Annotated in this window: 16 protein-coding genes; 12 read left to right on the plus strand and 4 right to left on the minus strand. The window is 66.6% G+C overall.

The features are described from left to right. Positions 1–35 precede the first annotated feature (35 nt). The 12 genes from AC1DOX_RS10850 to AC1DOX_RS10905 all read left to right on the plus strand — a co-directional run bounded on the left by AC1DOX_RS10850 (position 36) and on the right by AC1DOX_RS10905 (position 13785). Positions 36–2219, plus strand: coding sequence for a 4Fe-4S dicluster domain-containing protein (locus AC1DOX_RS10850; protein WP_441615914.1), 2184 nt, complete (start codon positions 36–38; stop codon positions 2217–2219). A 13-nt stretch (positions 2220–2232) separates the two neighbouring features. Beyond that, positions 2233–2874: a TorD/DmsD family molecular chaperone gene (locus tag AC1DOX_RS10855; RefSeq protein ID WP_441615916.1), complete on the plus strand. Its 642-nt coding sequence runs from the start codon at positions 2233–2235 to the stop codon at positions 2872–2874. 141 nt (positions 2875–3015) lie between these two features. Continuing rightward, positions 3016–3228, plus strand: coding sequence for a formate dehydrogenase (locus AC1DOX_RS10860; protein WP_441615918.1), 213 nt, complete (start codon positions 3016–3018; stop codon positions 3226–3228). A 74-nt stretch (positions 3229–3302) separates the two neighbouring features. Further along, positions 3303–6335, plus strand: a complete 3033-nt coding sequence (locus AC1DOX_RS10865) for a molybdopterin-dependent oxidoreductase (RefSeq protein ID WP_441615920.1) — start codon at positions 3303–3305, stop codon at positions 6333–6335. Positions 6336–6349: 14 nt separating this feature from the next. Next, entirely contained in the window at positions 6350–7042 is a 693-nt protein-coding gene (fdh3B, locus tag AC1DOX_RS10870) for a formate dehydrogenase FDH3 subunit beta (RefSeq protein WP_092135022.1), read from the plus strand. Continuing rightward, the gene (locus AC1DOX_RS10875) at positions 7039–7275 is read left to right on the plus strand and encodes a hypothetical protein (protein WP_441615923.1); all 237 of its coding nucleotides are present in this window, start codon (positions 7039–7041) and stop codon (positions 7273–7275) included. Before fdh3B ends, AC1DOX_RS10875 begins: the two co-directional genes overlap by 4 nt. Before the next feature lie 65 nt (positions 7276–7340). Beyond that, positions 7341–8567, plus strand: coding sequence for a formate dehydrogenase subunit gamma (locus tag AC1DOX_RS10880; protein WP_441615925.1), 1227 nt, complete (start codon positions 7341–7343; stop codon positions 8565–8567). Between the two features lie 35 nt (positions 8568–8602). Continuing rightward, positions 8603–9103 carry a hypothetical protein gene (locus tag AC1DOX_RS10885; RefSeq protein WP_441615927.1) on the plus strand — a complete coding sequence of 167 codons (501 nt, stop codon included), beginning with the start codon at positions 8603–8605 and terminating at the stop codon, positions 9101–9103. A 14-nt stretch (positions 9104–9117) separates the two neighbouring features. Next, the gene (locus AC1DOX_RS10890) at positions 9118–9690 is read left to right on the plus strand and encodes a superoxide dismutase family protein (RefSeq protein WP_441615929.1); all 573 of its coding nucleotides are present in this window, start codon (positions 9118–9120) and stop codon (positions 9688–9690) included. Between the two features lie 132 nt (positions 9691–9822). Next, entirely contained in the window at positions 9823–10668 is an 846-nt protein-coding gene (locus AC1DOX_RS10895) for a formate dehydrogenase accessory sulfurtransferase FdhD (protein WP_441615931.1), read from the plus strand. A gap of 120 nt (positions 10669–10788) precedes the next feature. Further along, positions 10789–11355, plus strand: a complete 567-nt coding sequence (gene dcd / locus AC1DOX_RS10900) for a dCTP deaminase (protein WP_019451696.1) — start codon at positions 10789–10791, stop codon at positions 11353–11355. A 159-nt stretch (positions 11356–11514) separates the two neighbouring features. Further along, positions 11515–13785, plus strand: a complete 2271-nt coding sequence (locus AC1DOX_RS10905) for an arginine/lysine/ornithine decarboxylase (RefSeq protein ID WP_092135016.1) — start codon at positions 11515–11517, stop codon at positions 13783–13785. Positions 13786–13880: 95 nt separating this feature from the next. On the opposite strand, the gene AC1DOX_RS10910 is transcribed toward AC1DOX_RS10905, so the two are convergent. The 4 genes from AC1DOX_RS10910 to AC1DOX_RS10925 form a co-directional block, all read right to left on the minus strand. Beyond that, on the minus strand, positions 13881–15542 hold the full coding sequence (locus AC1DOX_RS10910) for a SulP family inorganic anion transporter (RefSeq protein WP_441616122.1): 1662 nt from the start codon (positions 15540–15542) through the stop codon (positions 13881–13883). 155 nt (positions 15543–15697) lie between these two features. Then, complete coding sequence (locus AC1DOX_RS10915; RefSeq protein WP_441615935.1) at positions 15698–17569, minus strand: cytochrome P450; 1872 nt, start codon at positions 17567–17569, stop codon at positions 15698–15700. Between the two features lie 301 nt (positions 17570–17870). Then, positions 17871–19613 (minus strand): TRAP transporter large permease, encoded by a 1743-nt coding sequence (locus tag AC1DOX_RS10920; RefSeq protein WP_441615937.1) that lies wholly within the window; start codon positions 19611–19613, stop codon positions 17871–17873. Further along, on the minus strand, positions 19610–20152 hold the full coding sequence (locus tag AC1DOX_RS10925; protein ID WP_092135011.1) for a TRAP transporter small permease subunit: 543 nt from the start codon (positions 20150–20152) through the stop codon (positions 19610–19612). Before AC1DOX_RS10925 ends, AC1DOX_RS10920 begins: the two co-directional genes overlap by 4 nt. Between the last annotated feature and the right edge of the window lie 92 nt (positions 20153–20244).

Consider the following 20244-nt stretch of genomic DNA (forward strand, 5'->3'; position numbering starts at 1 on the left):
GCAGAGGGCACCAGGCCGGCCAGCGGCCATTCCCCATGCCGACGCTGATCTGCAATTGCAACGACACGATGCCGCTTGACGGGGCGGCGCTGTCCGAAGCCAATCCGGACGCGGGTCCCCTGAAGGTGCACCGACTGCTGTGCCGTCGCGAGATAGGCGATTTCCGCCAGGCGCTCGACGGCACCGAGGATGTGATCGTCGCCTGCACGCAGGAAAGTCCCCTGTTCACCGAGGTCGCCGCGCAAACCGCGCGCGATGCCGGCGTGGTCACGGCGCCGGTCCGCTTCGTCAATATCCGGGAAACCGGCGGCTGGTCGCAGGGCGCCCGCCGCGACCCCGCCACGGCCAACGCCAAGATTGCCGCGCTGCTGGCGGCTGCGGCGCTGCCCGAGCCGGCGCCGGTGCCCGTCGTCGACTACCGGTCCCAGGGCGCGGTGCTGGTGATGGGCCCCGCCGAGCGCGCGCTGCCCTGGGCCTCGCGGCTAACGGAGGCCGGTCTGGAAGTCACGGTCCTGCTGAGCGGCCATGCGGCCAGTCACGCCAGCCAACCGGCCGAACGCGCCTGGCCCGTGCACAGCGGCACGCTGACGGCGCTTACGGGCTGGCTGGGCGCGTTCACGGCAACGTGGGAGACCGGCGCGGGCAAGAGCAATCCCATCGATCTGGACCTCTGCACACGTTGCAACGCCTGCATCGCGGCCTGCCCGGAGCAGGCCATCGATTTCAGCTACCAGATCGACCTCGACCTTTGCCGCGATCATCGCGATTGCGTGAAGGCCTGCGGCGCGGCGGCCGCCATCGACTTCGACCGGCCCATGGCGGTGACCGAAGCGCGCTTCGATCTGGTCTTCGATCTCAACGACGCGCCCGCATTCACGATGCACCAGCCTCCGGAGGGTTACCTGCATGCCGGCGGCGACGTGGTGCGGCAGCAGGCGCAGGCCCTGTTGCTGCAGCAACTGGTCGGGGACTTCGAGAAGCCGAAGTTCTTCCGCTACAAGGAAAGCCTGTGTGCCCATGGCCGCAACCAGACCACCGGCTGCACGGCTTGTATCGACATTTGCTCGACCCAGGCGATCCGCTCGCAATGGCATGACGGCAAGGGCCGGATCGAGGTCACGCCCAACCTGTGCATGGGCTGCGGCGCCTGCACCACGGTCTGTCCGAGCGGTGCCATCAGCTACGGCTATCCCGGGCCCGAGACGCTGGGCGAACGCTTGCGCACGCTGGTCTCGGCCTATCGCGCCGCCGGTGGCCGCGATGCCGTGCTGCTGCTTCATGGCGAGGAATATGGCAATCCGGCGATTCTGGCGCTGGGCCGCGCGGCACGTGCCGGGCAGGCGCAAGGCGTGCCGCCCAACGTCATTCCCGTTCCGATGTTTCACCCGGCTGCCGCAGGGATCGAGCTCTGGCTGGCGGCGCTGTGCTGGGGTGCCGATGGCGTGGCCGTGCTGCTGACCGGTGACGAGGCGCCACAGTATCGGGCCGCGCTAGCCGGGCAGATGGCCGTGGCGCGCGCGATGCTGGAGGGGCTCGGCTATCGCGGACGGCGTCTGGCGCTGGTGGAAGCCGGCGATCCGGCATCGCTCGATGCCGGGCTGGCGGCTATCGCCACTCCCGGTCCCGAATATCGCGCGGACGGTCGCACGGAAGGTCGCATGACGCCGTTGCCGGCCGCCGGATTCCGCGCCGCGCTGGCCAAGCGTGAAACGCTGGACTTTGCCATCGACCATCTGGTCCGCCACGCGCCTGTGCCGGCGGAAACCGTGCCGTTGCCGGCGGGCGCGCCGTTCGGCGCCATCGCGGTGGATACCGGACGCTGCACGCTCTGCATGGCTTGCGTGGGCGCATGTCCGTCCCAGGCGCTGCGCGACAATATCGACAAGCCGGTGCTGGCCTTCATCGAGCGCAACTGCATCCAGTGCGGCTTGTGCGAAAAGACCTGTCCGGAAGATGCGATCTCGCTGATCCCGCGCCTGCTGACGGGGGAGGGCGCGCGGCGTGCCATCACGCTCAACGAGACCCAGCCGTTCCATTGCATCCGCTGCGCCAAGCCATTCGGCACGGCGCAGATGGTGCAGTCGATGCTGGTCCGGCTGGCCGGCCACCCGGCGTTTGCCGGTGCCGCCGCCGAGCGGCTGAAGATGTGCCCCGACTGCCGCGTCGTGGACATGATGGAAAAGGACACGGGTGCCGCCAGCGGCGCGACGCTCCAATAAGACATATCAAGACATGACGGATTTCCAGCCGATCCAGCTTATCCCTCCCGCGCCGGCCCGTGGCGAGCCGGACCCCGAGGACGTCGCGCGGGCCGATCTCTACGGCCTGCTTGCCACGCTGTTCCATCAGGCGCCGGATGCAGCATTGCTGCACCACATCGCCGCCAACCGGGCGGTGGGAGACGACGCTGACACGGTGCTGGGCCGGGCGTGGAACGATTTGTGCGATGCGGCATCGACGAGCCGTACAGACGACGTTGCCGACGAATACCAGGAACTGTTTATCGGCGTCGGCAAGCAGGAGATCTTTCTCTACGGGTCCTACTACCTTGCCGGCTTCCTGAACGAGCGCCCGCTGGTGGCGCTGCGCGACGACCTGGCGCGCTACGGGCTGACGCGGCACGAGGGCATCAGCGAGACGGAGGACCATATCGCCGCGCTATGCGAGGTCATGCGTTTCCTGGTGGCCGGCGACGACGTGGCGGTGTCCAACCTCGGCGAGCAGCAGCGTTTTTTCTCGCGGCACCTGCAACCGTGGGTGGAAAAGCTCTGCGACGCCCTGGCCAGCCATCCGAAGGCACGTTTTTACCGCAGTGCAGCGGGACTGTTGCGGGCGTTCGCGGGCGTGGAGGCGGTGGCGCTGGAGATGACCTGAGGGGTCGCTCGCATCGGGGTTTGTCCGGAGTTTGAGGATTTTCCGATTGTCTGCGTAGTCAATCGAATATCTTGCACCTAGAATATGCAAAACAGGGCATAAATCGCCCGTCCATCGGTATTGCTAAACCGAGGAGTCTCCATGAAAGACAAGCAACCCCGGGTCGCACGCCGCACCTTCCTCGTCGGTGCCGGCGTGGTTGCAGCCGCCGGCGCCGCCACGGTCGCCACGCGCGGGCAGCCTGCCGTGGCTGAAGCGATCGCCAATGCCGAGCCGGCGGACCCCGCGCCGGACAGCCAGGGGTACCGGGTCTCGGCGCATATTCGCAAGTACTACCGGACCACGCTGATCTAGGCGGCACGCGCATGGCGTGCCGGCCGGCGCGCCATGGCTGCAATGTCGCCGCTCCTCACACTCCGAGGCAAGACATGATCCTGACCCGCAAACGCGCGGACCAAGGCCAGACCGAACGGCTCGCGAACCGGCACACCACATCCCCATCCGAACCCGCCCCGGCGTCGGGCCGCCTGTCCTCGCGCCTGGCCGCTGGCCTTGCCGGCGCGATGCCGACCATGGACCGGCGCAGCTTCCTGAAGCGATCTGGCATTGGGGTCGGCGCCGGCCTCGCGGCCACGCAACTCACGATGATGCGCAAGGCCGACGCCGAAGACGGCAAGCCCGGCGCGGCCGGCGGCAAGGGCGACATCGTCGTGCGCCGCACCGTGTGCGGACACTGCTCGGTCGGTTGCGCGGTGGACGCCGTGGTGCAGAACGGCGTCTGGGTGCGCCAGGAACCGGTGTTCGATTCGCCGATCAACCTGGGCGCGCACTGTGCCAAGGGCGCGGCGCTGCGCGAACACGGCCACGGCGAATATCGGCTCAAGTACCCGATGAAGCTGGTCGACGGCAAGTACCAGCGCATCTCGTGGGACAAGGCACTCGACGAGATCACGGCAAAGTTGAAGTCCATCCGGCAAGAGACCGGGCCGGATTCACTGTTCTTCGTCGGATCCTCCAAGCACAGCAACGAGCAGTCCTACCTGCTGCGCAAGTGGGTGTCGTTCTTCGGCACCAACAATACCGATCACCAGGCGCGCATCTGCCACTCCACCACCGTGGCGGGCGTGGCGAATACCTGGGGCTACGGGGCGATGACCAACTCGTACAACGATATGCAGAATGCCAAGGCGGCGCTGTATATCGGGTCGAACGCGGCCGAGGCCCACCCGGTGTCCATGCTCCACCTGCTGCACGCCAAGGAAAACGGCTGCAAGGTGATCGTGGTCGATCCGCGCTACACGCGCACGGCGGCCAAGTCCGATCACTATGTGCGGATTCGTTCCGGCACCGATATCGCGTTCCTGTTCGGCGTGCTGTATCACATCTTCCAGAACGGCTGGGAGGATCAGAAATACCTGAACGACCGCGTCTACGGCATGGACAAGGTCAAGGCCGAGGTGCTGGCCAAGTGGACGCCGGACAAGGTGGAGGAGGTCTGCGGCGTGCCCGAGGCGCAGGTGCGCCTGGTAGCCGAGACCATGGCGAAGAACCGTCCGTCCACGCTGGTCTGGTGCATGGGCCAGACCCAGCACACGATCGGCAACGCCATCGTGCGCGCGTCCTGCATCGTGCAGCTGGCGCTGGGCAATATCGGCGTATCCGGCGGCGGCGCCAATATCTTCCGCGGCCACGACAATGTGCAGGGCGCCACCGACGTGGGCCCGAATCCCGATTCCCTGCCGGGCTACTACGGCCTGGCCACCGGCGCGTGGAAGCACTACGCCGCGGTCTGGGGCGTCGACTACGAATGGATCAAGAAGCAGTACGTGTCGCAGGCGATGATGGAGAAGTCCGGCACGACGGTATCGCGCTGGATCGACATCGTCACGGAAAAGAGCGAGCTCATCGACCAGGACAACAATGTGCGCGGCGTGTTCTTCTGGGGCCACGCGCCGAACTCGCAGACGCGCGGGCTGGAGATGAAGCGGGCGCTGGACAAGCTCGACCTGCTGGTGGTGATCGACCCGTATCCGTCCGCCACGGCCGCGATGGCCAACATGACCCCGCCCGAAGGCGAGAAGATCAACCCCAATCGCGCGGTCTACCTGCTGCCGGCCTGCACGCAGTTCGAGACCTCCGGCTCGTGCACGGCATCGAACCGCTCGCTGCAATGGCGCGAGAAGGTCATCGAACCGCTGTTCGAGTCGATGCCCGACCACACCATCATGCAGGCGTTTGCCGAGAAGCTTGGCTTCGGCAAGGAATTGTCGAAGAACTACAAGATGATCGAGGTCAAGCGCGCCGGCCGGACGTGGCAGGAGCCGGAGACCGAGTCTCTCCTTCGGGAGATCAACGCCAGCAACTGGACCATCGGCTACACCGGCCAGTCGCCGGAGCGGCTGAAGTCCCATATGCGCAACATGCAGATGTTCGATGTGCGCACGCTGCGCTGCAAGAGCGGCAAGGACCCGCTCACGGGCTACGACCTGACCGGCGACTACTTCGGCCTGCCCTGGCCCTGCTATGGCACGCCCGAGCTCAAGCACCCGGGGTCGCCGAACCTCTACGACACCAGCAAGCACGTGATGGACGGCGGCGGCAACTTCCGCGCCAACTTCGGCGTGGAGCGCGATGGCGTGAACCTGCTGGCCGAGGATGGTTCGTGCTCGCTGGGCGCCGAGATCACCACGGGCTACCCGGAATTCGACCACGTGCTGCTGAAGAAGCTGGGCTGGTGGGATGACCTGACCGATGCCGAAAAGAAGGCGGCCGAGGGCAAGAACTGGAAGACCGACCTGTCCGGCGGCATCCAGCGCATCGTGCTGAAAAACCACGGCTGCCACCCGTTCGGCAACGCCAAGGCGCGCGCGGTGGTGTGGAACTTCCCGGACCCGGTTCCGCAGCATCGGGAGCCCCTGTACTCCACGCGGCCGGACATGGTCGCCAAGTACCCGACGCACGACGACAAGATGGCGTTCTGGCGCCTGCCCACGCTGTACAAGTCGCTGCAGCAGCGCAACATCGAGAACAAGGTCTACGAAAAATTCCCGATCATCCTGACGTCCGGCCGGCTGGTCGAGTACGAAGGTGGTGGCGAGGAAACCCGCTCGAATCCGTGGCTGGCGGAACTGCAGCAGGAGAACTTCGTCGAGATCAATCCGCAGGCGGCCAGTGCGCGCGGCATCCGCAACGGTGACTACTGCTGGGTCAGCACGCCGACTGGCGCGAAGCTCAAGGTGCGAGCGCTGGTGACCGAACGCGTGGGCGTGGATACGGCGTTCATCCCGTTCCACTTCTCGGGCTGGTGGCAGGGCAAGGACCTGAAGGCCTTCTATCCCGAGGGTGCATTCCCGATCGTGCGGGGCGAGGCCGTCAACACCGCCACCACGTACGGGTATGACTCGGTGACGATGATGCAGGAAACCAAGACCACGATCTGTCAGATCGAAAGGTTCTCGTAAGAGCGGAGACGCACATGGCACGCATGAAATTCATCTGTGACGCCGAGCGCTGCATCGAGTGCAACAGCTGCGTCACCGCCTGCAAGAATGAGCACGAGGTACCGTGGGGCGTCAACCGGCGTCGCGTGGTGACGGTCAACGATGGCGTGGTGGGCGCCGAGAAATCGATCTCGGTGGCCTGCATGCATTGTTCGGACGCCCCCTGCATGGCGGTCTGCCCCGTGGATTGCTTCTATCGCACCGAGGACGGCGTGGTGCTGCACGACAAGGACGTCTGCATCGGCTGCGGCTACTGCTCGTACGCCTGCCCGTTTGGCGCGCCGCAGTTCCCGAGTGAGGGCACGTTCGGGGTGCGCGGCAAGATGGACAAGTGCACCTTCTGCGCGGGCGGCCCGGAGGCAAACGGCAGCGAGGCGGAGTTCGAGAAATACGGCCGCAATCGCCTGGCCGAGGGCAAGCTGCCGCTGTGCGCGGAGATGTGCTCGACCAAGGCGCTGCTGGGCGGCGACGGCGACGTGATCGCCGACATCCTGCGCAATCGCGTGGTCAAGCGCGGCAAGGGCGGCGATGTGTTCGGCTGGGGCACCGCCTATGGCAGTGCGCGCGGCAACGCGCAGGCCGCACCGGCTGCGCCGACGGCTCCTGCTGCACCCGCCGCGCCGGCAGCCCCGGCGGCCACGCCTGCCACCGGAGGGCAGCCATCATGACCCGCGCCGCGCTGATCGCCCTGATGGTGGCCGGCGGGACCCTGCTGGCCGCATGCGGCGAGAAGCCGCAGACGGCCACCCCCGCGCAGAAGAAGTCCGATGCGGTGGCCTGGCAGGGTGCGCCTGGCGATCCGTTCGTCGCCCAGGGATGGAAGCCCGGGGACAAGGACAGCTGGCAGCGCCAGATCCATGAGCGCAACCAGTACCAGAACGAATACAACCGCGCGCCATGACAGGCAGAGCGCCGTATGGCGCCACATCGCACCACGTCATGGCAAGTCGGTCCGAGGGAGGGCTCATGATGCCGATGCACGCTTCCGGCCGCGCCGCCCGCCACGGCGCGCGGGCACTGATTGCGGGCGCGCTGGCCTGGCTGGCGATGGCCGCTGGCGGCGCGCTGGCCCAGGCGCCGCAACAATCCACCGCCGCGCCGGCCCAGCCTGCCGCCGCCGCGCAGTCGCAGGCTGACGCCAACAATCCCGCCACGCACCCGGCCCAACCGCTGGCCGGCATCGCGTCGGAGAACATCTTCAACGTCCCGCGCCGCGACATCGCCGCCGAGGCCCAGTCCCAGCAGGAGCGCACGCGGACGCAGCCCGGCAATAACGCACCGGTCTGGCGCGAAATCAATTCGGACCAGCCGCACTACAGCAGCCTGCCGGCGAAGGAGGCTGGCGTGCTGATCCAGCGCACCGGCCAGAAATGGCGGCTGTTCCGCAACGGCGTCATCACGATCTGGGGAGGATGGCTGATCGTGCTCGTGCCGGCCGCCATCCTGGCCTTCTTTGCGTGGCGCGGGACGATCCCGCTCAAGGCGCCCCGCACGGGCCGCATGATCGAACGCTTTACGCCCGTCGAGCGCATCGTCCACTGGACCATGGCGATCTCGTTCGTGATCCTGGCGATCTCCGGCATCGTGATCCTGTTCGGCAAGTACTTCCTGCTGCCGGTCATGGGCCATACGCTGTTCGGCTGGCTGACCTACCTGCTCAAGAACCTGCATAACCTGACCGGGCCGGTGTTCACGATGTCGATCATCGTCGCGTTCGTGATCTTCGTGCGCGACAACCTGCCGAGCCGCGACGACCTGACCTGGTTCGCGCGCCTGGGGGGCCTGGTGTCCGGCCATCACGTGCCGAGCGGGCGGTTCAATGCGGGCGAGAAGATGTGGTTCTGGATCGGGCTGGTGGTCTTCGGGCTGATCCTGTCGGCATCCGGCTGGGTACTCGACATGATCGTGCCGGGCATGGACTACTACCGCGCGACGATGCAGATTGCCAACGTCATCCACGCGATTGGCGCCGTGCTGATGATTGCCATGGCCTGCGGGCATATCTACATGGGCACGATCGGCATGGAGGGCGCGTATCGCGCCATGCGCGACGGCTACGTGGATGAAGCCTGGGCCAGGGAACACCACGAGCTGTGGTACGACGATATCAAGGCCGGCAAGATTCCCGCCCAGCGCTCAACTCCGCCCGACGAGGCGCCGGGACGCTCCCGGCAGCGTCCGGGCGAGGTCTGACGCGCTGCAGCATCCGCAACCTGCCCGAGACGACCATGACGCGCCTGCTGCCTCTTCCTCCTACGGCCACTGTTGTGGCCACTGCTACGGCCATTGCCACTGCAGATTCTGCTTCCGCGCCCATGGCCAAGGCGCGCTTCGCCGCCCTGATGCTGGCCCCGCTCCTTGCCGTGGCCGCGACGGGCGCCCTCGCCAAACTGCCCGCGCCCGACGCCGCCCAGCAGGCGAAACTCGCCGAGACCCGCGCCCGTGCGGCCTGGAGCGACAAGGTTGCCGCGTACCAGTTGTGCAAGGCGCAGGACAAGGTCGTCGCCCGCTATCAGGAATCGATGAAGGCCAGCGGCAAGACCGTTCCGTCTGGCACGCCGGGCGCCCCATGTGCGGATCCGGGCCCGTTTGCGATGCCCACTCCGGCCGACGACGCAGCGAAGGTCGCTGGCGGCCCGGCCACGGCGCCGGTTGGAACACCCTCCGATCACAAACCGGCGGCCGCGCCCGCTGGTCAGGCGGTACAATCGCCACGGCAATCACCGTAAGAGGAGGGTTCGGCATGAAACGTGTACTTTTCGGTCTGGCAATGGGCGCTGCCGCGGTAGTGGTGGCAGGTTGTGGCACCGGCGGCGGCAGTACTCCGACGGCGGCGGCCAGCCCCGGCAGCGCGGCGATGGCCGCGGGCGGCAAGGCTGCGGCCACGCTGGCGCCCAAGAGCGGTACAGCCACCGCGGGCCGCGTCACCTTCGATCAGCAGTCGGGTGGCGTGATGGTCGTGGTGGCGGTGACGGGCTTGCCCCCGGGCACCTCGCACGGCTTCCACGTGCATGAGAAGGGCGACTGCTCGGCGCCCGACGCGATGAGCGCGGGCGGGCACTTCAATCCCACCGGAAAGCCGCACGGCCAGATGACCATGCCTGACCATCATGCCGGCGACATGAACAACCTGACGGCGGATTCCGCCGGCAATGCGCGCGTGCAGTTCGTGATGTCCGACGTGACCGTGGCACCCGGCCCCAACAGCGTCGTGGGCCGCGCCGTGGTCGTGCACAAGGATCCCGACGACTATCGCACTCAGCCGACCGGCAATTCGGGCGGCCGCATCGCCTGCGGGGTCGTCGCCGCATCGTGATATCCGGCGGAAGATCGCCTGACTGAAAATGTCCTGATGTTCCCACCGCCGGCCGGATGGCTTGCCCGTTCCGTGCCGGCCATCCTGGCCACTGCGCGGCCAACGCGCGGCCATTTGCCATCAGCCCCCGACATGTCCCTGCGCCCCGAACTGACCCACGCCTCCGTCCCGCTGATCGAGGAGGTCGAGGTCGTCGATGAACTGGGGCGTCCGCGCCCGGCCTGGCTGCCCGGCGAGCGCCCGCTGACGGTCTATCTCGACAAGCGCGAACTGGTGACGCTGATGACGCTGGGCGGCGCGCCCGAGCACCTGGTGCTGGGTTACCTGCGCAACCAGCGGCTGGTGGACTCGATCGAGGAGATTGCGGCGATCCAGGTCGATTGGGAGACCGAATCGGCCGCCGTGACCACGCGCTCGGGCGTGGACCGCATCGAGGAACGCACCGCGCGGCGCGTGGTGACCACCGGTTGCGGGCAGGGCACCGTGTACGGATCGCTGCTCGACGAGATCGACGGCGTCCGGCTGCCGGGCGATGCCATGCTGGACCAGGCGACGCTGTACGCGATCATCGACACCATTCGGCTGCAGCAGTCGGTCTACAAGCAGGCCGGTTCCGTGCACGGCTGCGCGCTGTTCCAGGGCAGCGAGCTGCTGATCTTCATCGAGGACGTGGGCCGCCACAACGCCGTGGACGCCATCGCCGGGCGCATGTGGCTGGAGGACATGAGCGGCGCCGACAAGGTGTTCTACACCACCGGGAGGCTGACCTCCGAGATGGTCATCAAGGCCGCCCAGATGGGGATTCCGTTCCTGCTGTCGCGCTCCGGCGTGACGCAGATGGGCTACCAGATGGCACAGCGCGTCGGCATCACGCTGTTCGCGCGCTGCACCGGCAAGCATTTCCTGCTCTACACGGGGCGAGAACGCTTCCGGCATGCCCAGCCGACCCCGCTGACGGCCGAGGGCGCCCCGGCCTGAGCCGTCCGCGGCGTGGCCCGGCCGGAGTGACGGCCCCGTAGCCGATTGGTTGTACAATGCGGCCCATTCCAGCGGTACCGGTCCGTCCGGCCCACCGCGCGTCCATTCCGCCACGCCCTTATGAGCATCAAATCCGACAAGTGGATCCGCCGCATGGCGGACCAGCACGGCATGATCGAACCGTTCGAGCCCGGTCAGGTACGGGAGGCGGACGGCCGCAAGATCGTCTCCTACGGCACTTCGAGCTACGGCTACGATATCCGCTGCGCCGACGAATTCAAGATCTTCACCAACATCAACAGCACCATCGTCGACCCGAAGAACTTCGACGAGAAGTCCTTCGTGGACTTCAAGGGCGATGTCTGCATCATCCCGCCGAACTCGTTCGCGCTGGCCCGCACGATGGAGTACTTCCGCATTCCGCGCAGCGTGCTGACCATCTGCCTGGGCAAGAGCACGTACGCGCGCTGCGGGATCATCGTCAACGTGACGCCGTTCGAACCCGAATGGGAAGGCTACGTGACGCTGGAGTTTTCCAACACCACGCCGCTGCCCGCCAAGATCTACGCGGGCGAGGGTTGCGCGCAGGTGCTGTTCTTCGAGTCCGACGAGATCTGCGAGACCTCGTACGCCGACCGGGGTGGCAAGTACCAGGGCCAGCACGGTGTCACACTGCCCAAGACCTGACCGCATTACAATGCCGGCGTCCGTCGCCGGGTGAGTCCGCCGGCCATGGACCGGCAGGCCGCCAATACCTGACTAAAGAGCCACATGCCGCCGCTGCGGGGAACCTCCCGCCGGCCATGTGGCTCAAGTCTTTCCAAGCACGCTCATCAAGGATGCCCGATGAAATTCCGCTTTCCCGTCATCATCATCGATGAAGACTTCCGCTCCGAGAACATTTCCGGCTCGGGCATTCGCGCGCTGGCAGAGGCCATCGAGCGCGAAGGCATGGAAGTGATGGGCCTGACCAGCTACGGCGACCTGACGTCGTTCGCCCAGCAGTCGAGCCGGGCATCGACCTTTATCGTGTCGATCGACGACGACGAATTCGTTCGCGCCGACGACCAGCCGGAAGCCGCCGCCATCGAGAAGCTGCGCGCGTTCGTCAACGAAGTGCGCCGCCGCAATTCGGACCTGCCGATCTTCCTGTACGGCGAGACCCGCACCTCGCGCCATATCCCCAACGATATCCTGCGCGAGCTGCACGGCTTCATCCACATGTTCGAGGACACGCCGGAGTTCGTGGCGCGCCACATCATCCGCGAGGCCAAGGTCTACCTGGATTCGCTGGCGCCCCCGTTCTTCAAGGCGCTGATCGACTACGCGCAGGACAGCTCGTACTCGTGGCACTGCCCGGGCCACTCGGGCGGGGTGGCGTTCCTGAAGAGCCCGGTGGGCCAGGTGTTCCACCAGTTCTTCGGCGAGAACATGCTGCGCGCGGACGTCTGCAACGCCGTGGAGGAACTGGGCCAGCTGCTGGACCACACCGGCCCCGTGGCGGCATCCGAACGCAACGCCGCGCGGATCTTCAACTCCGACCACATGTTCTTCGTGACCAACGGCACGTCCACGTCGAACAAGATGGTCTGGCACGCCAACGTGGCGCCGGGCGACATCGTGGTGGTGGACCGCAACTGCCACAAGTCGATCCTGCACGCGATCATGATGACGGGCGCGATCCCGGTCTTCCTGATGCCCACGCGCAACCACTACGGCATCATCGGCCCGATTCCCAAGAGCGAATTCGATCCGGAGACGATCCGCCGCAAGATTGCCTCGCATCCGTTCGCCAGCAAGGCGAAGAACCAGAAGCCGCGCATCCTGACGATCACGCAGGGCACGTACGACGGCGTGCTGTACAACGCCGAGCAGATCAAGGAGATGCTGGCGTCGGAAATCGACACGCTGCACTTTGACGAAGCCTGGCTGCCGCACGCCGCGTTCCACGACTTCTATCACAACATGCACGCCATCGGCCGCGACCGGCCGCGCAGCAAGGACGCGCTGGTATTCGCCACGCAGTCCACGCACAAGCTGCTGGCCGGCCTGTCGCAGGCGTCGCAAATCCTGGTGCAGGACTCCGAGAAGCGCAAGCTGGATCGCTACCGCTTCAACGAGGCGTACCTGATGCACACCTCGACGAGCCCGCAGTACTCGATCATTGCCTCGTGCGACGTGGCTGCGGCGATGATGGAAGCGCCGGGCGGCACCGCGCTGGTCGAGGAAAGCATCCAGGAAGCCCTCGATTTCCGCCGCGCCGTGCGCAAGGTGGAAGCCGACTACGAGGCCGGCAACAATGGCGACTGGTGGTTCAAGGTGTGGGGTCCGGACACGCTGGCCGAGGACGGCATGGCCGAGCGCGAGGACTGGATGCTCAGGGCCAACGAGCGCTGGCACGGTTTCGGCGACCTGGCCGATGGCTTCAACCTGCTGGACCCGATCAAGGCGACGATCATCACCCCGGGCCTGGACGTGGACGGCGAGTTCAGCGACCGCGGCATTCCGGCGGCCATCGTCACCAAGTACCTGGCCGAGCACGGCATCATCATCGAGAAGACGGGCCTCTACTCGTTCTTCATCATGTTCACCATCGGCATCACCAAGGGCCGCTGGAACTCGCTGGTGACCGAACTGCAGCAGTTCAAGGACGACTACGACCAGAACCAGCCACTGTGGCGCGTGCTGCCGGAATTCGTTGCCAAGTACCCGCAGTACGAGCGCATGGGCCTGCGTGACCTCTGCGACGCCGTGCACAGCGTCTACAAGGCCAACGACGTCGCGCGCGTGACCACGGAGATGTACCTGTCGGACATGGAACCGGCGATGAAGCCGTCGGACGCGTGGGCCATGATGGCGCACCGCGAGATCGAGCGCGTGCCGGTGGACGAGCTGGAAGGCCGCGTCACCGCCATCCTGCTCACGCCGTACCCGCCGGGCATCCCGCTGCTGATTCCGGGCGAGCGCTTCAATCGCATCATCGTCCAGTACCTGAAGTTCGCGCGCGAATTCAACAAGCTCTTCCCGGGCTTCGAGACGGACGTGCACGGGCTGGTGGAGGAAGAGGTGGACGGGCAGATCGCCTACTTCGTGGATTGCGTGAAGCAGGGCAACTGATCGCTGCGCAAGATGCCCCGGCCCGCCACATGGCAGGCCGGGGTTTTTCTTTTTTCGGCCCCGATGCGACCCCGATTGCGACCCCGGTGGCGAGCTCAGGCCGTCCAGTCCACGCCGTGATCGCTCAGGTAGTCGTCCACCGCCGCGCCGACAGTAGGGTGGAAGACGTCTTGCCCCAGCTGGTCGAACAGTTCAAAGCGCTTGAGCTTGTCCTTGACCGGGTCCTTCATCTCGGCGAAATGCAGTTCGATGCCGCGATCACGCAAGGTGTTGTCCAGCTCGCGCAGCATGTCGGCCGACGTCACGTCGACGCTGGTCACCGGTTCGGCGGCCACCACCACGCGCCGCACCGGCGTCGGGGATGCCTCGATGGCCGCCAGCACACACTCCTGGAACAGCTCCGCGTTGGCGAAGAACAGCGGCGCATCCCAGCGGAACAGCACCAGCCCCGGCACGCGCCGCGCATTCGGATAGCGCTGTACGTCGTGATAGCCGCGCACACCCTCGGCGCGGCCCAGCACCGCATGGTGCGGGCGCCAGCCATCCCACAGGAATTCGATGACGGCGAGCCCTACCGCCAGGCAGATGCCCGGAATCGCGCCGAACACGGCAACGCCGGCAAAACAGGCCATCGACAGCCAGAACTCCCATTGCTGGATCCGATAGATCCGCTTCAGGTCCGCGAATTCGAACAGGCCGATCGCCGCGGCGATGACCACCGCGGCCAGCGCGCTGTTGGGCAGGTGGCGCATCAGGTCCGGCGCAAACAGCAGCAAGGCGGCAACCGCCAGCGCGCCGATCACGCCCGTCAGCTGTGTCCGGGCGCCGGCCGCCTCGGCCACCGGGGTGCGTGACGAACTGCTGCTGATCGGGAAGCCCTGGAACAGTCCCGCTGCCAGATTGGCGGCGCCCAGGCCCACCATTTCCTGGCTGGGATCCACCGGCCGCTTCATGCGCGCGGCATAGGTGCGCGACAGCACGCTGGTATCCGCGAATGCCACCAGCGCGACGGCGCAGCCGCCCAGCGCGATGTTGGCCAGATCCACTCCGCTGAGCCAGGGCAGCGAGAAGGTGGGCAGCCCCTGCGGCATCTTGCCGAGCACCTTCACGCCGAAATCTTCCAGCCCGAACAGCGCCACGGCGAGCGTGGCCAGCACCACGGCAATGAGGATGCCGGGCACGCGCTCGAAGCGCTTGAGTAGCAGGATCAGCACCAGCGCGCCGGCACCCACCGCCAGGCTGTACCAGTTGGCCTGACCGGCCTGAATGGCGCTGCCCAGACTCAGCACGTCCCGCAAGGGCCCGGCGCTGTCGATGGAAATGCCGAACAGCTTGGGTAACTGGCTGATCAGCACGGCGAAGGCGATGCCGTTCATGTAGCCGTAGCGGATCGGCTTGGACAACAGCTCGGTGATGAAACCCAGTCGCAGCACGCCGGCCAGGATGCAGACCGCGCCGGAGACCACGGCCATCATGCTGGCCACGGTGATCGCCCGCGCCGGGTCGCCAGCCGACAGCTGCACCACGACGGCCAGGATCGGCGCCGCCAGCGCGGAGTCGGGGCCCAGTACAAGGATGCGGCTGGGGCCGAACAGCGCGTAGGCAAGGAGGGGAATGATGGTGGCATACAGCCCGTAGATGCCGGGCACGCCGGAGGCTTCCGCATAAGCGATGCCCACCGGTACCAGCATGGTGGTCAGCACCAGGCCGGCTGCCAGGTCATGCGGCAGCCATTTCGCCTCATACTCGCGCAGCATCTGCACGCCCGGCACCCAGCGCAGCCAGCCCGATGCCGCGCGCTGGCCCGCACGCGCCGGGGGCACGGGACTGTTGAAGGGATAGTCGGGCAAGGCGTCCTCTCCGGGTTGGCGACCGCACAGGCGGATCGGCCGGGCCAGCGCCGATCAGGTTGTCAGACGGGCCGGGCTCCTGCCTGGCGGCGTTCCAGCACCACGCGCAGCCCGGTGGGCATCATGGTGAAGGCAAAGGTCTCGCTGACCGGCCCCGAAGCGGGCGCCAGCCTGACGGTGAAATGCTGGCACACCATCGAAAGCGCCGCCTTGGCTTCCAGCAACGCCAGGCTGCGGCCGGGGCACAGGCGCGGGCCGGAGCCGAACGGCACGAAGCCGCTGCGATGATGCGCCGCCGCGGAGGTTTCCAGCCAGCGTTCCGGCCGGAACTCGCCCGCCGCGGCAAACTGGCTCTCACGCAAGGCGTTGGGCCGTGTCACCAGCACGATCAGCGTGCCCTTCGGCACCAGGTACCCGGCGATCGCCACATCCTCGTTCGGCTCCAGGTAGATCAGCGGCGCAACGGGCTTCAGGCGCAGCGATTCGTGCGCCACCGCATCCAGGTAGACCAGCCGCGCGGCATCCTGCATGTCGGTCAGCACGTCGGCCGTCCCCAGCACCGCGCCGGTTTCCTCCTGCATCCTGCGCTGGACCTCCGGGTGCAGGCACATGATGTACAGAATCCACGCGATGGTATTGGCGGTGGTGTCCTCGCCCGCCAGCAGCAGCGTGAACGCGTTGGCGAACAGCTCGTCATCGCTCAGCGCGGCCTCGCCGGCAGCTTGCGCGGCAATCATCGACTCCAGGAAGTTGCGCGGGTGCGCCGCCAGTTCGGGCGACTGCGACAGCCGCTCGCGCGTCGCGGCGATGATGTCGCCAAGCGCCGCGCGCACGGCTTCCACCGACCGGTCGAAGGCGCGGTCCGCCGGCAGGCGGATGTAGTGCCAGTAAGGAAAGGCCGAGTTCAGGCGGCGGGCAATCATGGGCAGGATGTGCTCGAGGTGATGCTGGACCTCGCCGCCGTGGCCCTCCAGGGTGTTCATGTCATGGCCGAAGGCCAGGCTGGTGGTGACGTCGACGGCGTACTGCATCAGGTCGTGCTGCACATGCACCGACCGTCCTTCGGCCGCCGCCTGATCCCAACGCCGCTGCAGGCGCCGGGTGACGTTGACCAGCGTCGGAAAGAAATCGCGCAGGTGGCGGGCGTCCAGCGCCTGGGCAACCGGCCGGCGGTGCCGCAGCCACGCCTCGCCCTCGGCGGAGAATACGCCCACGGTGCCGATCTCGCGTGACAGCGCCTCGATGACGCTGGCGCGTCGAAAGGTACCGGGCCGGTCACGCAGGATCCGGTCGATCCATTCGCCATCCGAGATGACCACGACCGGGCGGTTCATCAGGCTGAAGCGGTAGATTGGGCCGAATTTCTCGCCCCAGCGTTCGAGGTCGGTATGCAGGTGTGTCTTGCGCAGTTGCAGCGCGTTGCCGAGCCAGGGCAGCCCATGCGGGCAGGGGAGCGCCGTCAGCGGCCGGGCCGGCATATCGGAAAAACGGGTCTCGGATTTGTCCGAGGCCGGCTGGCTTCGGGCGTCGAGCCGGGCCTTCCAGGCGAGGATCTCCGCGCGATCCACCCACACATCGTCGCCCTCGACGGTGGCCGTGAAGCGCCACAGGCAGACATCAGGCTGACCGACCCGGATCCCCGACATGCCATCGAAGCGCCAGCCATGCCCACGGCAGGTCAGGATGCCGTCCTCCAGCGATCCTTCCGCCAGTAGCGTGCCTTGATGGGGGCAGCGGCCCTGAAAGGCGGAGACGGCGCCTTCGCGGCCAACCAGCACGAGATCCACGCCGTCGACCTGTATCGGCAGGACGCCACCACCCGCCAGCGCCGCCGCGGACGCGACGCGTATCCGGTCCCCGGTGCCCTGGTGCGGCGCGGCATACCGTCCAGCCGTGGTCGCCCCGACCGTCAGCGGTTCACCGGGTGTGTTCATGTCGCCTCCTTGTGACCACGGGACCTGTTCTGGCCCTGGACGGTGAGGGCCACTACGTCGTTTCCGGGGACCCTGCACTCAGAGTAGCGAGGCGTGACCGGCTTGCAAGGCCGCTATCGGTTTGCGCGTGCCGGGGCGGGGCCAAATGCCGTTTTCGCCGCAACCGGCCTGCCGCCCAAAGAAAAAGGCTGAGTCCGCGTCATGCAGGACTCAGCCCTTTCGGTCCGGCTCCGATTCGCCCAACTGAAGGGGGACGATTCGGAGCCGGGGATCTTGCTTGCCGGCTATCCGGCGATTGCCATCAGTTCTTCTTGTCGAACTCGAACTGTGGCGCGGCCGGTTCGCTCGGAGCGGAACTGCCCGGCAGCTCCAGCGTGGCCGGGCCCGACGCGGCGCCCGGCACCGAGGCTGGCTTGTCCGCCTCCGGACCGCCTCCGCCAAGCGGGATACTCACCTCGGCGGCATTGCTGTGTTTCAGCGACCCCTTGTCGAGCAGCCCGGTCACCATGCCCGGCCAGAACATGACCAGCAGCACCATCACCATCTGCAGGCCCACCCAGGGCAGCGCGCCCCAGTAGATGTCCGAGCTCTTGACTTCCTTCGGTGCGATGCCGCGCAGGTAGAACAGCGCGAAGCCGAAAGGCGGGTGCATGAACGACGTCTGCATGTTCACGCACAGCATCACGCCGAACCACACCAGCGCCGCCGTCGCCGCGGCTTCGGGGTTGCCGCCCATCGAGTCCATCACCACCGGCGCCAGCACCTTGACGGCCACGGGTGCCAGCATCGGCACCACGATGAAGGCGATCTCGAAGAAGTCCAGGAAGAAGGCCAGGAAGAAGATGAACAGGTTCACCACGATCAGGAAGCCGATCCAGCCGCCGGGTAGCGAAGTGAACAGATGCTCCACCCACGCGCCGCCATCCACACCCTGGAACACCACGGAGAAGCAGGTGGAGCCGATCAGGATGAACACCACCATGGCGGTCAGCCGCGCGGTGGACTGGTAGGCGTCGACGATCAGCAGGCGCAGGTCGGTCAGCTGGCCGGCGCGGATCAGCAGCCAGAGCACGACCAGGTAGGCCACGGCCAGGGGGACGCGGAACAGATGGGAGCCGAAGGCGAAAAAGCCCACCGCGGCCGCCACCAGCGTGGCCACCATGCCCACGCGGTAGATGTTGCGGTCGATCTTGCTGAAGCCCTTGTCGCGGATCACGGCCAGCACCAGCGCGCCGACCGCGCCCATGGCGCCCGATTCCGTCGGGGTGGCGATGCCCAGCATGATCGTGCCCAGCACCAGGAAAATCAGCACCGCGCAGGGGATGATGCCGCGCAGGCATTTGCGCCACAGCGCCCAGCCACGCAGCGTACGGGCCTCGGCGGGCACCGGCGGCAGCCAGTCGGGCTTGATGCGGGTCAGCACGAAGGTGTACAGCGCGAACAGCGCGATCTGGACCACCGACGGACCCCAGGCACCCAGGTACATGCTGCCCACGTCGGCGCTGCCGGCGGGCGTCTTGAGCTGGTCGGCCAGCACCACCAGCACCAGCGACGGCGGCACCAGCTGCGTGATCGTGCCCGATGCGGCCAGCACGCCCGTGGCGTACTTCATGTTGTAGCGGTAGCGCATCATCACGGGCAGCGAGATCATCGCCATCGCGATCACCTGCGCCGCCACCGTGCCGGTGATCGCGCCCAGGATAAAGCCGACGATGATGACCGAGTAGCCCAGGCCGCCGCGCACGGGGCCGAACAGCTGGCCCATCGAGTCCAGCATGTCCTCCGCCAGCCCGCATTTCTCCAGGATGGCACCCATGAACGTGAAGAACGGGATGGCGAGCAGCAGCTCGTTGGCCAGCACGCTGCCGAACACGCGGCTGGGCACGGCCTGCAGGAACTGGATCGGGAAGTAGCCCCATTCGATGGCCAGGAAGCCAAAGGCCAGGCCCACTGCCGAGAGGGAAAACGCGACCGGGAACCCGATCAGCATGAACACCACCAGGCCGCCGAACATCAGCGGCGGCATATATTCCAACGGAATCATTGCACCGGCCTTTCGTATTTTGATTCGATGCGCACCAGACCCTTCAGGGCGGCGAAGCGCTTGATCAGCTCGGAAATCCCCTGCAGCGTCAGCAGGGCGAAACCGACGGGCACCACCAGCTTGATCGGGTACCGCGGCAGGCCGCCGGAGTTACCGGATTGCTCGAGAATGCGCCACGAGGGCAGGAACAGCGAATCCCACGACAGCCACGTGAACAGGATCGTGGACGGCAGCAGAAAGACGACGATGCCGAAGATGTCGATCCAGTGTTGCGCGCGCTCCGACACGTTGCCGTAGATCAGGTCGACGCGCACATGCTCGTTGCGCTGGAACGTGTAGGAGGTGCCGAACATCACGGCGATGGCAAACATGTACCACTGCAGTTCGAGTGGCCAGTTGTCGCTGAGGTTGAAGCCGTAGCGGAGCAGGGCGTTGCCTGCGCTGATCAGGCACGACAGCAGGATCATGATGTTTGCAAGCCTGCCAGTGTGCTGATTCAACCTGTCGATCTGTCGTGACAGACCAAGCAAGTAATACATGGGTTGTCTCCCCGGTTTTTGCGGCGATTAGTGTATCTGTAACAAAATCTATCGGCGCTTGGGGGTTGTACCTACCGGATTGCGCAAATCCA

The organism is Cupriavidus sp. 01L415, assembly GCF_056400065.1.

Coding starts and splice junctions, on each gene's coding strand:
- AC1DOX_RS10850 (WP_441615914.1), top strand. CDS start 36: ATGCCGACGCTGATCTGCAATTGCAACGACACGATGCCGCTTGACGGG.
- AC1DOX_RS10855 (WP_441615916.1), top strand. CDS start 2,233: ATGACGGATTTCCAGCCGATCCAGCTTATCCCTCCCGCGCCGGCCCGT.
- AC1DOX_RS10860 (WP_441615918.1), top strand. CDS start 3,016: ATGAAAGACAAGCAACCCCGGGTCGCACGCCGCACCTTCCTCGTCGGT.
- AC1DOX_RS10865 (WP_441615920.1), top strand. CDS start 3,303: ATGATCCTGACCCGCAAACGCGCGGACCAAGGCCAGACCGAACGGCTC.
- fdh3B (WP_092135022.1), top strand. CDS start 6,350: ATGGCACGCATGAAATTCATCTGTGACGCCGAGCGCTGCATCGAGTGC.
- AC1DOX_RS10875 (WP_441615923.1), top strand. CDS start 7,039: ATGACCCGCGCCGCGCTGATCGCCCTGATGGTGGCCGGCGGGACCCTG.
- AC1DOX_RS10880 (WP_441615925.1), top strand. CDS start 7,341: ATGATGCCGATGCACGCTTCCGGCCGCGCCGCCCGCCACGGCGCGCGG.
- AC1DOX_RS10885 (WP_441615927.1), top strand. CDS start 8,603: ATGACGCGCCTGCTGCCTCTTCCTCCTACGGCCACTGTTGTGGCCACT.
- AC1DOX_RS10890 (WP_441615929.1), top strand. CDS start 9,118: ATGAAACGTGTACTTTTCGGTCTGGCAATGGGCGCTGCCGCGGTAGTG.
- AC1DOX_RS10895 (WP_441615931.1), top strand. CDS start 9,823: ATGTCCCTGCGCCCCGAACTGACCCACGCCTCCGTCCCGCTGATCGAG.
- dcd (WP_019451696.1), top strand. CDS start 10,789: ATGAGCATCAAATCCGACAAGTGGATCCGCCGCATGGCGGACCAGCAC.
- AC1DOX_RS10905 (WP_092135016.1), top strand. CDS start 11,515: ATGAAATTCCGCTTTCCCGTCATCATCATCGATGAAGACTTCCGCTCC.
- AC1DOX_RS10910 (WP_441616122.1), bottom strand. CDS start 15,542: ATGCTGCGCGAGTATGAGGCGAAATGGCTGCCGCATGACCTGGCAGCC.
- AC1DOX_RS10915 (WP_441615935.1), bottom strand. CDS start 17,569: ATGAACACACCCGGTGAACCGCTGACGGTCGGGGCGACCACGGCTGGA.
- AC1DOX_RS10920 (WP_441615937.1), bottom strand. CDS start 19,613: ATGATTCCGTTGGAATATATGCCGCCGCTGATGTTCGGCGGCCTGGTG.
- AC1DOX_RS10925 (WP_092135011.1), bottom strand. CDS start 20,152: ATGTATTACTTGCTTGGTCTGTCACGACAGATCGACAGGTTGAATCAG.